The organism is Streptomyces sp. P9-A2 (genome assembly GCF_036634175.1).
Classification (GTDB): Bacteria; Actinomycetota; Actinomycetes; order Streptomycetales; family Streptomycetaceae; genus Streptomyces; species Streptomyces pratens.
Genome location: NZ_JAZIFX010000001.1, coordinates 7,149,503 through 7,163,577 on the forward strand (window position 1 = coordinate 7,149,503; position 14,075 = coordinate 7,163,577).

Sequence of the window (14,075 nt, forward strand, 5' to 3'; positions counted from 1 at the left end):
TTTAACTCACGTCCTAAATTAAGTCATGAGTCCCCTCGTCTCGCGCCCCCTTGTCTCCGCCGCTTCCCCTCGTCCCCCTCTGTGTCCTCCTCGCATCCCCGTTGCATCCCCGTTGCATTCCCAGCACCCCGCCTCTCGCGGAAAGGCACATCAGAAGCCATGCGCAGCAACCGAGCCGCGGCCACAGGCGCCGTCATCCTGTCTCTCGCACTCGCCACCACGGCCTGTGGCGGCGGATCCACCTCCGGCGGGTCCAACGACTCGCCCAAGGAGCTCACTTACTGGGCCTCCAACCAGGGCGCCAGCGTCGAGATCGACAAGAAGGTGCTCCAGCCCGAGCTGGACAAGTTCGAGAAGCAGACCGGCATCAAGGTCAAACTGGAGGTCGTGCCCTGGTCCGACCTGCTGAACCGGATCCTCACCGCGACCACCTCCGGCCAGGGACCGGACGTGCTCAACATCGGCAACACCTGGTCCGCCTCGCTCCAGGCGACCGGCGCGCTGCTGCCGTGGGACGCGAAGAACTTCGACAGGATCGGCGGCAAGGACCGCTTCGTCGAATCCGCCCTCGGCTCCACCGGCACCGAGGGGCAGGACCCGGCAGCGGTCCCGCTGTACTCGATGGCGTACGCCCTCTACTACAACAAGCAGATGCTCGCCGACGCAGGTGTCGACGCGCCCCCCGCCACCTGGGACGAGCTGGTCGCCGCCGGCAAAAGTGTCACCAAGGACGGCAAGTGGGGGATAGCCATGGAAGGTTCGAACCCCTCCGAGAACATCCACCACGCCTTCGTCTTCGCCAAGCAGCACGGCGCCGACTTCTTCACCGCCGACGGCAAGCCCGACTTCACCAACGACGGCGCGGTCACCGCGGTCAAGCAGTACGTCGACCTCATGGCCAAGGACAGGATCATCGCCCCGGGCAACGCCGAGTACGCCCAGAACCAGTCCGTCAGCGACTTCGCCAAGGGCAAGACGGCGATGCTGCTCTGGCAGTCCGCCTCCGCCAACCTCAAGTCCCAGGGCATGGCCGACGATTCCTACGGCATCGCTCCCGTGCCCGTGCAGTCCGGCGCCCCGGGCGCCGGCAAGCAGGTCAACTCGATGGTCGCCGGCATCAACCTCGCCGTCTTCAAGAACAGCGACAACATCGACGGCGCCACCGACTTCGTGAAGTTCATGACGAGCGACGCCGAGCAGAAGATCCTCAACACGGCCTACAGCTCCATCCCGCCGGTCAAGGCGGCCCAGGAGGACGCGGCCTTCAACTCCCCTGCCAACTCCGTCCTGAAGGACACCCTCGCCCAGAGCGCCGTCGCCCTCCCGCAGGTCCCCGACGAGTCCCAGTTCGAGACCGCCGTCGGTACGGCCGTCAAGGACCTGTTCGCGGATGCCGCCGGCGGCCGCGAGGTGACCACCGCATCGGTGAAGGCCGCCCTCACCAAGGCCCAGCAGCAGATGCCCAAGAAGTGAGCCCGGACACCGTTATGACCGCCACGGTCCCCGCGGCAGAGGCCGCCGCGCGGAAGAGTTCCCCCGGTGCGGAGCGCGGTCCTCGCCGCCGCACCGGGCGGCTCCGCCGCATCGGACTGCCGTACCTGTTCCTCCTGCCCGCCCTCCTCCTCGAACTCCTCGTCCACCTGGTGCCGATGGTGGTCGGCATCGTGATGAGCTTCAAGGAGCTCACCCAGTTCTACATCCGCGACTGGGGCACCGCCCCCTGGGCCGGCCTCGACAACTACAAGGTGTCGGTCGACTTCGACGCCCCAGTCGGCCAGGCACTGCTCCACTCCTTCTTCGTCACCCTCGCCTTCACCGTGCTGTCGGTCGGCCTGTGCTGGCTCATCGGCACCGCCGCCGCGATCTACATGCAGGACACCTTCCGCGGCCGCGGTCTGCTCCGCGCCCTGTTCCTGGTGCCGTACGCGCTGCCGGTCTACGCCGCCGTCATCACCTGGGTGTTCATGTTCCAGCACGACAACGGCCTGGTGAACCACGTCCTGCACGACCAGCTCGGCCTCACCGACAAGCCGTCCTTCTGGCTGATCGGCGACAACAGCTTCGTCGCCCTGCTGACCGTATCGGTGTGGAAGGGCTGGCCGTTCGCCTTCCTCATCGTCATGGCCGGCCTGCAGAACATCCCCCGCGAGCTGTACGAGGCCGCCGCCCTCGACGGCGCCGGAATGATCCAGCAGGTCCGCCGCATCACCCTGCCGTCGCTGCGCCCGGTCAACCAGGTACTGGTACTGGTCCTGTTCCTGTGGACGTTCAACGACTTCAACACACCGTTCGTCCTGTTCGGCAAGGCCGCCCCCGAAGCCGCGGACCTCATCTCCGTCCACATCTACCAGGCATCCTTCGTCACCTGGAACTTCGGCACCGGTTCCGCGATGTCCGTCCTGCTCCTGCTGTTCCTGCTCGGCGTGACGGGCGTGTACCTCGTCCTCACCTCGCGCCAACGGAGGCCGTCACATGGCTAGTTCACCGACGGCGACCCGGGTGTCTCCCGCGGCACGCGCTTCCAGGCCGTCGCCCGCCTCCCCGGTGTCGCCCATGGCCCCGCCCCGCTCGTTCCTGTGGTCCCGGCGGATCTTCCTCACCCTGCTCACCGGCTTCGTGATGATCCCGGTGTACGTCATGATCTCCAGCTCGCTGAAGCCGCTCGCGGACGTCACCGGCACGTTCCGCTGGCTGCCGAGCGAGGTGACGTTCCGCCCGTACATCGACATCTGGTCCACGGTCCCGCTCGCCCGGTACTTCGTGAACTCGCTGATCGTGGCGGGCGCGGCGACCGTCTGCTCGGTGGTGATCGCGGTCTTCTCCGCCTACGCGGTGAGCCGCTACAACTTCCGGGGCAAGCGCGTCTTCACCGTGACCGTGCTGTCGACGCAGATGTTCCCCGGCATCCTCTTCCTCCTTCCGCTGTTCCTCATCTACGTCAACATCGGCAACGCCACGGGCATCGCCCTGTTCGGCTCGCGCGGCGGCCTGATCCTCACGTATCTGACGTTCTCCCTCCCGTTCTCCATCTGGATGCTGATCGGCTACTTCGACTCGGTGCCGCGGGACTTGGACGAGGCCGCGCTGGTCGACGGCTGCGGCCCGCTCGGCGCGCTCTTCCGGGTCGTCGTCCCGGCCGCGATCCCCGGCATCGTCGCGGTCGCCGTCTACGCCTTCATGACGGCCTGGGGCGAAGTACTCTTCGCCTCGGTGATGACCAACGACACCACCCGCACCCTCGCCGTGGGACTCCAGGGCTACTCCACCCTCAACGACGTGTACTGGAACCAGATCATGGCGGCCTCGCTCGTGGTGAGCATCCCCGTGGTCGCCGGCTTCCTGCTCCTGCAGCGCTACCTCGTCGCCGGCCTGACGGCAGGAGCCGTCAAGTGACCGACCTCCCCGCATCGGGCAACCCCCCGCATCGGGCAACCTCCCCGCATCGGGCAACTCCGCTTCGCTCGAAAGGACTTACGTGACCATCGACTACGCCGCCCTCCCCGAGGACTTCCTGTGGGGCACGGCCACCTCGGCCTACCAGATCGAGGGAGCCGTGGCCGAGGACGGCCGTTCGCCGTCGATCTGGGACACCTTCGCGCGCACCCCCGGCACCATCGACAACGGCCACCACGGCGACACCGCCTGCGACCACTACCACCGCTGGCGCGAGGACATCGACCTGATGCGCCGCCTCGGCACCAACGCCTATCGCCTGTCCCTCGCCTGGCCCCGGATCGTCCCCGGCGGCGACGGCCCGGTCAACGCCAAGGGCCTCGACTTCTACGACCGGCTGACCGACGGCCTGCTCGAGGCCGGCATCGTTCCGTCCGTCACCCTCTACCACTGGGACCTGCCCCAGGTCCTCCAGGACCGAGGCGGCTGGCCGGAGCGCGACACCGCCGAACACTTCGCCGCGTACGCCTCGGCGGTCGCCGCACGCCTCGGCGACCGCGTGCACCACTGGACGACCCTCAACGAACCCCTGTGCTCGGCCTGGATCGGCCACCTGGAAGGCAAGATGGCGCCCGGTCTGACCGACCTGACGGCGGCCGTCCGCGCCTCCTACCACCTGCTCCTGGGCCACGGCCTCGCCGCGCGCGCCATCCGCGCCGCCGCCCCCGGCGCCCAGGTGGGCATCGTCAACAACCTCTCCACGATCCACGCCGCCACCGACAGCCCCGAGGACCTGGCCGCCGCCGCCCGCATGGACGGCCACACCAACCGCTGGTGGCTCGACCCCGTACACGGCCACGGCTTCCCGGCCGACATGCGCGAGGTCTACGGAGTCGAACTCCCGGAGCGGCCCGGTGACCTGGTGACCATCGCCGCCCCGCTCGACTGGCTCGGCCTCAACTACTACTTCCCCCAGGTGGTGGCGGCCGACCCCGACGGCCCGGCCCCTCACGCCGCCACCGTCCGCCGCGCCGACGTCCCACGCACCGGCATGGACTGGGAGATCGACGCGAGCGGCCTCGAGACCCTGCTCCTCCGCCTGACGAACGAGTACGGCGCCCGCAAGCTCTACGTCACCGAGAACGGCTCCGCCTTCCCCGACACGGTCCGCCCCGACGGCACGATCGACGACCCGGAGCGCCAGGACTACCTGGAGCAGCACCTCGCCGCCTGCGCCTCCGCCGCCCGCAAGGGCGCCCCGCTCGCCGGCTACTTCGCCTGGTCCCTGCTGGACAACTTCGAGTGGGCCTACGGCTACGACAAACGCTTCGGTCTCGTCCACGTCGACTACGAGACCCAGGCCCGTACCGTCAAGGGCTCCGGCCACCGGTACGCGGACATCATCCGCGGCCACGGAGACCGGATACGACGGGCGGCCTGACCCGAGAGGTGACGGCTACGCCGGTTTCCTCTTCCTCTTCCGTTTCCGTTTCCGTTCCTGTTCGGGCGGGCGGGCGGGCGAAGTGCCGTGAAGTGGCTGCGCGGGTCCGGACGAAATGGCTGTGCGGGTCCGGACCCGGGGACGCCGGGAGGGAGTATGAGCTGATATGGGCGATATGGGCGACATGTGCGACTTGATTATCTTGCTCACCCAGTGCATGCGTGGTCCCTGCCCCTGGCCTCCCGGCCCCCGGGGAGCGCTCCTCAGCGGCCGGTGTGATTCCCCGCCCACACCACGGGGGCCGGCCCGACCACGGGCTTGCCTGTTCGAGTTGACCGGCGAGGCGGAAGAGGCGGTTTTCGAGACCGTGACCAGCGGCGAGCTGCATACCGATCGGGAGCGCCGTCCCGGCGTCGGCTGTCACGGGCACGGACATGGCGGGTGTGCCCGCCACGTTGAACGCCATGGTGAACGGTGAGCGGTCGTTGAGGCGGTCGATCCAGCCGAGGCCGTCCAGGGCCTCCGCACCCTCGGCGTAGGTGCCCAAGGGAACGGGCAGCTCCGGCAAGGTCGGGGTGAGCAGCATGTCGTGGGCGTCGAAGTACCGTGCCAGGTTTCGGGCGACCCGGTTGCGGACCGCGAGAGCGGTGACGAACTGGGCACCGTTGACCCGCTGCCCGTAGTGGTAGCAGGCGAGAGTCGCCGGCTCAAGGGACGAGGAGTCGACGGGCCGGTCGAAGGCGGCGGCCAGTTCGTCGAGCGAGGCCGTGAGATTCGCCGTCATCAGACGGGCGTTGGCCAGGACGAGCTCCTCCCAGTAGGCCCCGAGGTCGACCTTGACCTTCTCCACCCGGTGGCCGAGGGATTCGAGCAGACGCACGGTACGGGAGAGGGCGTCGGCCACCGGTGTGGTGGTGCGGCGCACGCCCCATGCCTGGGTGAGGACACCGATCCGCAGCGAGCCCGGGTGGCGGGTGACTTCCTCCGCGTAGGGCCGGGACGGCTGCTGGGCGAAGTAGGGGTCACCCGGTTCCGGGCCGCGGATCCGGTCGAGCAGCGCCGCGCTGTCGCGTACCGTGCGGCTGGCGCTGCCGTGTACGGCCAGGCCGTTGAAGACTTCGTCGGCGGCGAGGCCCATGGAGATCCGGCCACGAGTGGGCTTCAGCCTCGAAGGCGCGCAGGTCAGCATGCAGAACGGAAGCATCGATCAGGTGGCGGATCGGGTGATGAGAATCGTCGAGGGGATCGTGGATCGGCACCGCTCCCCGCTCGACCCGCTCGACGCGGACCGGGCGACCACCGGCTGACCACCTGCCCGATGCGGGCGACCCGGCCGGACCGCTGTGGCTGACCGCCTGCATTCCGCGCTCGACCGGGCATTCTCTGACGACGGGCGAGTCAACCGCGCCCGGCAGGGCGAGGGCACGTCGGGTTCGCTCGTCCTCGCGGGCAACCGCGCCTGCCCGACCGGTCCCACCGAGGGCGGGGGCGGCCAGCCGGTGCCGGTCAGACCGCGGTCCAGTCCGTGGTCAGCACCCCCGTCAGGACCACGAGTTCACCGTGGTCCAGAGGGGTCCGGTGGGAGAGGGTGTTGCGGGCTGTGTGCAGGACGCGCAGGCGGTGACGTTGCGTGGTGGTCAGGGTGAGCATGTAGGCGGCGTGGGAAAGGCCGCCGAGCTCGAGTTCTTCGAGGTCGGGCACGTCGGCGTCCTCGGTGTTCCTCCAGTGCTGGGAGCGGGCCTTCTCGCAGAAATCCCGGAGGGTGAAGAGCTGTTTGCGCAGCATTCCGGGCACGAGGTGGATCAGGGCGGCGCGGGCTTCCTCGATGAGGGGAAGGAGAACACGGTTCTGGGCATGACAGACGAGAACCCGCAGTTCCTGGGAGTTGGAGTCCAGGAGGGAGCGGCCGTGGGCGGGATGGATGCGTCCGTCCCAGCTGTCGATGGCACCACGGGCCCAGGCACCGTGGATCTCGGCGCCGGGGGTGGAGGCGTGGGCGGTGGACAGCCGTCCGGGTGGCACGAACTCAGCGGATCCGAGAGGGCGCCCGGACAGGACTCGACCGAGGGCGCGGCGAAGCGTGCCGAGGTCACCACCGTCCCAGGCCTCGCGGAGGATGAGGGCATGGTCGATGTCGGGACCGCAGACTTCGGCGACGACGGCGTCGGTGACGCGGCAAAGCAGCGTGCCGGCGGCGTCAGCGGCTCCTGAGCGGGAATGCCAAGCCATGAGGACCTCGGTGTCGAGACGGGTCCAGACCTTCCACCACCAGTGGACAACGGCACGGCCCTGGCTGCCGAGCGTGGCCCGGGGCAGGTCGTCGGCACGGGCGGTAAGGAGGAAGCGCGGTCGCGCATGGCCGGGGAGGCCGGCTTCGTGGAAGGTGGCTTGGGCGACGCGGAGGAGTCGGGCAGCCTCTTCGGAAGAGGTCTCGTTCCAGCAGCGCACGACCACTACGTGGGGGGCCTGGCCAACGGAGGCTTGTTCGACCAGGGCCTCTACGGGGTCGCCCGTGACGCCGAGTTCCTTGGCGAGGCGTTCCTCCAGGGTCGTGGTCGGAGTCGGGGCAGTCGGAGCGGCGCTGGTCCGAACGGTGCCGCTGGGCGCGGTGAGCCGGCTCAGGAGACTGCTGTAGGGATCGTCGGGCAGATCAGTGTCCCACTCGTCGTCCGTGTCCGCCCAGATTCCCTGTGGCTTCGTGACCGGTGCGCGCTGCGCGGGCAAGGAGGCCGGTCCGGCGTGGCGATCGGCGAGGGACACGACGCCGGGAACGGGGATCACTGCCTCGAGACGGTGGGTGAGTTCGCGCACGAAGAAGCCGGCACGGCCGGATTCCACGACGGGGTCGGGGAAGTACCAGACGCAACTGCGACCGGCCCGCAGGTCTGCCTCGAGCGCGTCGAGGTGCCGACGAGGGCCGGGGAGCCGGGCGAGGTCCTCGTCCATGACCTGCCGGCCGGCCTTGGCGGTGACCGGCTCCGGTGCCGCGGACTCCGTGCCACCGAAGTTCACGGTGCTCACTGCGCGGGCTCGATCGTCTTCAGCGCCCGGAAGGTGACCGGGTCGAGACGGACGCCTCCGGATCTGTTGGGGTCGAGGACCGCCAGGCCGTCGAGGCGCTTCAGGAGATGCTCGGCGGCCTGAAGGGACTCCTCTTCGCTCTCGTCGAAGAACGCTGCGGCGATGTCGCCCGGAGTCATGGAGGCCTTGCCGTCCGCGTACTCCTCGTCGCTGTAGAACTGGGCCCAAGCCGCCAGTCGGGAGACATCGACGGGAGTGAAACCGGCTGCCTTCAGATGGGCCGCTGCGGCGTCAGGAGTGCCCAGACGCTCGTGCAGGCTCTGGAGGACCTCCTTCTGCCGCATGCCGGAGCGCACGTTGTGCATGGCGGTCTCGACCAGGCCGGGCCATCCCCCGGTGGAGTCCATGAGGCCACGGCGTTCCTGCGGGGACCCGAACGGCGACTCCGGCCAGGCGCGCACACTGTCGACGGTCCACCGCTGCGGCAGGACGAGGCCGGCTCCTGTCTTCTCCGCTTCCGCCGTGGTGCCCGGCGAGCAGAGAACCACGGCGTACCGGCGGGGCGCGTCGGAGGCCGAGTCGGTGTCGGGTGCCGTGCCCCCGGTGTGCTTGACGAGTTGCTCGGCGGCCTCCCCGACCTGATCGGCGTTCCGGCCGCGCAGGTCCACGAAGAGGAGCCGGGAGCCCTCGCGGCGTGAGGTGGCGGTGATCGCGTCGGTGAGGCGGTCGTCAGGTCCAACGCTGATGATGTCGAGGCCGTACCCCTCTGCGTACGAGCGCAGCCCGTGTTCGACGTGGTCGTCGCCGAGTGCCCGGGTGCAGGGCACGAACGTGGTGCGGGTGGGGTGGCCGAGCATGTCGCTGAGCTGTCCCTCGGTGAGCGGGCTCCTTCGCTGAACGCGGCCCCGAATGTCGATGGAGCGGCGGGCGGTGCGCGGGTTGTAGTCGTAGGGCAGGTCGAACTCGGTGTCGTTCAGCTCGCTCTGAAGCTCGTTCCGGGTGCCGAGCATGTTGACGACGTTGGGGCTGCGCATAGCGTAGGCGCGTTCCTCGCCGGGCACCCGGATGAGTAGACCCAGGCCCACCATCTCGTCCAGGAAGAGGGTCAACTGACGTTCGCTGTTGAGAGGGAAGCCCTCTTCCCAGATCTCGTGGGCGTCCTCCAGCAATTCGCTGGGCCGGGACGCGTGCGCGTAGCCGTGCTCGAGGCTGCGCAGGGCGACCAGGAGAGTGAGTACGCGGTAGCGGTCCTCCAGGTTGATGGTGTAGCGCAGGCGTTCCGCGATGAGCTCGCGGACCCGCTCCAGGTTCGCGACCACCTGAACGTCGTCCCAGGTGATGGGGGCGTGCCGACCACTGGGGGGCATGGCGCGCTGCTGCATGTAGGCGACGAGGTGGTCGCAGAAGATCTGCACCAGGTTGGCCTGGTAGTTGGTGACGCCGAGGATGTGCCAGACCAGGTCGGGAGTCTCGAAGGTGAGTCCGACGGCGGCCAGGGGCTCCTCGACGAGCCCGACGGCGGCCTGCGGCTTGAGCGGACCGACGAGGACTCCTGGCCCACCGTGCGCGGTGACCACGTTGGTGAGGTGGTTGAAACGCTGAACCTGGTGCAGACCGGCGAAGACAACCTTGAACGACCGGCTGGTGGTCTCCATCAAGCGCTGGAGCCGCTTGACGGTGCGGAAGGTCGACTGGCCGCCACTGGTGTAGACGGTCTGGGCGTCAGCGGTGAGGAAGGCGTCGGCCTCGTCCGCGAGCAGGAGGACGCGGCGGCCGGGCTCGGCCTCGATCCACTGCTGGACTGTTTCGGCGATCACGTCGACGGTGGCGGCACGGCCGGGGACGTTCGCTCCGATGACGCCGCGGCGCTTCAGCTCGGCCAGCAGGACCCGCCAGATGCCCTCCGGGGGTTCGGCGTGTCCGATGTCGGCTTTGAGGAGGTCGATGTAGACGGCGATGTGGCGCTTCGAGTCGGCCTTCTGGAACACATCGACCGCTTGCCGCAGAAGGGACGACTTGCCGAGCTGGCGACCGCCGAAGAGGAAGATGGACCCGTCGGGGCTGAGGATCTCCTGCATCTCTTCGGCGCGGCCCTTGAAGACCTCCGGCGGAACGAGCCCCGCGACGTGCGGGGTGTAGGGGGTGTAGCCGGTCCAGGGCAGGGTGACGCGCTGCGTCACCCTGAATGAGCGCGGGGCGCGGGCGGCGACCCAGCCGACGACGGCCGGGTCGACGAGCAGGGCTTGCTGGCCGCGGTTGCGGGAGGCGAGGGCGAGTTGGCGGCGCCCTTCCGTGCCGAGGGGCTGGAGGTAGAGGATCAGGTTGGCGCCGATGGCCGATTCGGGAAGGTGGCGCAGCGGTCCTTCGCCCCGTAGTTCGTCGGCGATGACGACGACCTTGTACACGCGGCGCGCCTGGGAGCCGAGGGCGGCGACGTAGCCGGGGGTGCTCTCGGTGATGTCCGCGCGCACGCTGAGCCGGGTGACGCCGTGCCGGGCCTCCTCGACGTTGGCCTCGTTCACGTTCAGACCGAGCAGGCGCAGGACGCTCTTGACCAAGCCGCGGATCTTCCGCTGGTCCCGCTCGCCGATCAGCCCTTCCCATGAGTCGAGTCCGGCGACCGCGTTCTGCACCAGCGAGTCGTCGCCCGCGTAGTGCTTGGCCCACCAGCGGGCGCTGACGCCGTGCCGGGCGGGCTGGGGAGCCTTGGAGTGGGCGATGCCCTGCAGGAAGCGTGCCAGTTCCTCGCCGGCCGGTTCGGCGGGGGCGGGCAGAGCCTCGCCGCGGCGGGCGAACGACAGGAGCTCTTCGGCGGCGACCGTCTTGCCTTGGTCCAGCAACTGGCGGATGCGCCTCCGCTCGACTTCGGGTAGGCGGGCGGCGTCGAGCTGGCGGTAGAGCTTCTCGGTCTGCTGCTTCTCCAGGTCGCGCAGGTCGTGGCCGATGGAGGCGATGGCGCGGAAGCGTTCCCCGAAGCGGTCGCCGTGGCTGTCCCCCTCCAGGTCGAGGAGCCGGGCGGTGAAGTCGTGTTCCTCCTCGGGCTTCAGCAGGTTCTGCACTCGGATCTGGGCGAGGACCAGCTGGGCGCTTCGGTGTTCCTCAGCGCATCTACGATCCCAGGTGACAGCCGCGTCGGCGATGCGCTGGCGCCACTCGGCGAGCTGCGCGGTCGTCAGGGCGGCGCCGACGATCCGCCCGTGCTCGAGCCGCTCGAGCAGGCGGATGGCGAGGTGGAGGTCGCCTTCGTCCCGGTGGCATTGCAGCGCGACGGCGGGGTCGGCCGGGCCGAGCAGGCCCAACAGCGCCCCGAGCGCGTCCGGGTGGTCGAGGTTGGGTTCGTCCTGTCCCTCGTGGACGTGCCAGTGCAGTTCGGGCAGGTGCAGCAGGCTTTCGGCGGGCGGCCGGAAACCCGTGTCGCGCGGCTCGGGGACGTAGGAGCCGTCGAGCCAGCGCAACAGCAGCGCGAGGAGGGCTCCGCCCACGCCGGGCAGCGGTTCGGCCTGACGTGCGTCCGCGATCGCCCGCATCAGATCCCGGCCGATGTCGCGGCCACCGGACGGGCGCGGGGACGAGGCGATGCGCAGAGCCGTTGTCAGCAGGTCCCGAACGGTCTTGATGCGGGCGCGGAGCTGGTCACGGGCTGTCGAATGGATGTCGTTCTTCGACTGCTTGGGCGTTCGCTTGGCCCGGTCGGTGGCATCGATGATCCGGTCGGCGGCGTCGGAGCGCTTGTAGTGCTCTTCCATCTCCTGGGAGAGTTCCTCCGCATCGACCCGCCCCTCGCCCCAGCCCTGGATCAACTTCAAGGTGTGTCCCAGCCGGCCGTCGGGCGCGGCGAGGGCCTGCAGGACGATCGTGCCGCGCTGGAGCTTGATGGTGCGCAGTGGCAGGTCGAGTGCGAGCTGCCGTGCCCGGTCACCGATCTCCTCACGCCGGTCCGTGACCGGCGTCGCCGTCGGCTTGCTCAGGTCGCCCGGCTGTATCCCGGTGGACTGCCGTACCGCGTGCACCAACTCGTCCATCACTGATGCCCACGGCTCGGGCACGCCAGGCATCGACGTGAAGTCGGTCAGGACGCTGTTCGCCCAGTGCGCCGACAGGCCGCTGCGGATGGCCGCGGTCAGCAGGACCATGTAGGCGTCACGGTCGTCGTCCCAGGGGCGCCCGTCGTCCGCCGCCTCGATGAGCTCTTCGGCCTGTACCTGAAGGTCGTAGGCCCCGGCCGCAGACGTGTGGAAGGCGGCGTCCGCGAAGGCGAGCGCGAGGGTGCGGTGAGCAGGGGCACCGGCGGCGCGGGTCAGCCAGTAGGACTCGGCCAGCCGGCCCCCGGCGATGAGGGTCTCCACCGGGGAGGGAGCGCCCGACCAGACGTCCGACGCGGCGGGGGAGGGGGGAGCGGCGGGCTCGGCCGGCGCCGTTTCCTGGGGATCGGCGGAGCGTCGCGGGACGGTGGCTGGTGCGTGAGGTGCCGGTGTCGTCGCCTTCTCCGCCGGAATGTCGGTGGACGGCTCGGTGGGTTGCTCGACCTCGGGCCGCGATACCTCGTGCGCCGGCGCGGGTTCGCCGGCCTCGGCCACCGCGGCGATGCCGCCGCCGGATGCGGGATGCCCGGCCTCGGACCGGCTCACTTCCCGTTCCTGGCGTCCGCCCGGTGTTTCCGTCGGCTCCGCCTGCGCAACGGGGCCGGGCACCTCTTGGGCGACAGGCTCGGCCTCTCCCGCCGGGGCGGGCGGCGGCTCGGCGCCGTCCTTGGGAGCGGCCTCGGGCTCGGGCGTTTCAGGGTTCTCTTCGGCGGAGGCACCGGCTGGTTCCGGTCCTGGGCCGGACTCAGGCTCGTCCTCGGGCTCCGCCTCCGTCCCGTCGCCGAAGTCGCCGGCCTCCGCGTCGGTGGACCGCGCGGCCTCGGCGCCCGACGCGTTTGCACCGAGCTCTCGGAGGCGCTGCTCGAACTGAGCGATCTGAACGCGGAAGTTCTCCCGCACCAGCTCGCTCGTGGCCATGTCGAGCATGGTCCGGACCTCGTCCAGTGCCTGCGTGGTCGCCCTGATCTCCTGGTCGGCCTCTTGCCGACGGTGTTGCTCCTCCCGCAGCCGCTCAACGAGTATCTGAGCCGCGGACCAGTCCTGGCCGTCGCCCCATGCCGCTTCCACTCCGGCGCCCGCGAAGACACGGTCCAGAGCCCGACGTTCCCGGACCCACGACACCGTGTCGCGCAAGAGCTCTCGGTCGGCGGCCGGCCGCCCGTCGCGGACGGCCGCGGCAAAGGCGTCCAGTTTTCCGGCCAGCGAGGCTCCAGCCTCCTTCAGCCGCGCGATCTCCAGCTCGATCCTGTCGGCGTCCAGTTCCACCACGGTCTCGTTTCCGTGCGCTCCCCGGGAAACGGCTGTCTCGTCGGCGGTTCTCGATGGGGCCGCCTTGTCGGTGCCCTTCCGAACCCGGACAGCACAGGGCAGCCGCTCGTAGTCGACTTCTGTAAGAGGAACGGCATCGCTCATCGCAGCGTCCAAGAGTTCTTCCGCATGGCTGTGTGTGAAGGGATGGGCGGGCGCCTCGGAGGAGAGGGAGAGGCCATGGAGCATGAGCTGGGCCAGGTCCGGCGGCAGGTCCTTCAGCATCTGTGTGAGCTGTTCGAGGTCGGGGTCCTGGATCTGTTCCTCGTACCCCAGCTCACACAGCCGTGAGTTGGCGAGCCTCATGCCGCATCCGCAGACGTTGAGCAGGAACGGCTCCGGCGCTCGGGTGACCCACATGCGGGCACCGGACGTCCTGCGCAGCTTCGCGGTCGCGGGGCCGCCGTGGTACTGCAGAGCAGTCGGGCCGTGTGCCTTCTCGATGTGCCGCAACAACGAGAGCACCAGCTCAGGTGTCTCCTGCAGCCATTGCCGGAACGACGAAACCGAAAACACGGTAAAGCCCCCTCGCCATGTACCTGGCGCGCACCTCGGCCCGGATTCGCCGGGTGATGCCCGATCGCGCCCCCTTGCGATCGAGGAAGTTCCTTGCGGCCTCCGATGACGGGAGTTCGCTGGGCTTTCTGGAGTGCACGATCGGTAAGACGCGTCCGAGACGCAATCTTCCCATGCGGCGGCGGGGGTCTCCGCTCATTCCGAGGTTCCGATGGCATATCGACCGGTATGGGTATGGTGTTGACCGAGGAAATCGACGAATATTCACTGGAAGGTCGACGAATACCCAGGTTCACTGGACCAGTTGATCGTTT

At 69.3% G+C, this 14,075-nt stretch carries 6 protein-coding genes and 2 pseudogenes; 5 read left to right on the forward strand and 3 right to left on the reverse strand.

What is annotated here, in order from left to right:
• Positions 1–159 precede the first annotated feature (159 nt).
• From V4Y04_RS32265 to V4Y04_RS32280, 4 genes are all read left to right on the forward strand, one after another.
• Positions 160–1,473, forward strand: a complete 1,314-nt coding sequence (locus tag V4Y04_RS32265; RefSeq protein WP_332431877.1) for an ABC transporter substrate-binding protein — start codon at positions 160–162, stop codon at positions 1,471–1,473.
• 14 nt (positions 1,474–1,487) lie between these two features.
• On the forward strand, positions 1,488–2,480 hold the full coding sequence (locus V4Y04_RS32270) for a carbohydrate ABC transporter permease (protein ID WP_332431878.1): 993 nt from the start codon (positions 1,488–1,490) through the stop codon (positions 2,478–2,480).
• A 73-nt stretch (positions 2,481–2,553) separates the two neighbouring features.
• On the forward strand, positions 2,554–3,393 hold the full coding sequence (locus V4Y04_RS32275) for a carbohydrate ABC transporter permease (RefSeq protein ID WP_332431879.1): 840 nt from the start codon (positions 2,554–2,556) through the stop codon (positions 3,391–3,393).
• Between the two features lie 82 nt (positions 3,394–3,475).
• Positions 3,476–4,834 carry a GH1 family beta-glucosidase gene (locus V4Y04_RS32280; RefSeq protein ID WP_332431880.1) on the forward strand — a complete coding sequence of 453 codons (1,359 nt, stop codon included), beginning with the start codon at positions 3,476–3,478 and terminating at the stop codon, positions 4,832–4,834.
• Between the two features lie 263 nt (positions 4,835–5,097).
• On the opposite strand, the pseudogene V4Y04_RS32285 reads toward V4Y04_RS32280, so the two are convergent.
• Positions 5,098–5,999, reverse strand: a pseudogene (locus V4Y04_RS32285) (amidase); the annotation flags it as partial.
• Here V4Y04_RS32285 and V4Y04_RS32290 point away from each other — a divergent pair.
• A pseudogene (locus V4Y04_RS32290) lies at positions 5,995–6,141 on the forward strand (TetR family transcriptional regulator); the annotation flags it as partial. The pseudogenes V4Y04_RS32285 and V4Y04_RS32290 overlap by 5 nt on opposite strands.
• A 199-nt stretch (positions 6,142–6,340) precedes the next feature.
• Here the strand turns inward: V4Y04_RS32290 and V4Y04_RS32295 are convergent.
• Positions 6,341–7,855: a hypothetical protein gene (locus V4Y04_RS32295; RefSeq protein WP_332431881.1), complete on the reverse strand. Its 1,515-nt coding sequence runs from the start codon at positions 7,853–7,855 to the stop codon at positions 6,341–6,343.
• Positions 7,852–13,761, reverse strand: a complete 5,910-nt coding sequence (locus V4Y04_RS32300) for a hypothetical protein (RefSeq protein WP_332431882.1) — start codon at positions 13,759–13,761, stop codon at positions 7,852–7,854. The genes V4Y04_RS32295 and V4Y04_RS32300 overlap by 4 nt, the downstream gene beginning before the upstream one ends.
• Positions 13,762–14,075: the final 314 nt, after the last annotated feature.

Excerpts from the sequence above, each read along its gene's own strand:
- V4Y04_RS32265 (WP_332431877.1), top strand. The coding sequence starts at position 160 with ATGCGCAGCAACCGAGCCGCGGCCACAGGCGCCGTCATCCTGTCTCTC.
- V4Y04_RS32270 (WP_332431878.1), top strand. The coding sequence starts at position 1,488 with ATGACCGCCACGGTCCCCGCGGCAGAGGCCGCCGCGCGGAAGAGTTCC.
- V4Y04_RS32275 (WP_332431879.1), top strand. The coding sequence starts at position 2,554 with ATGGCCCCGCCCCGCTCGTTCCTGTGGTCCCGGCGGATCTTCCTCACC.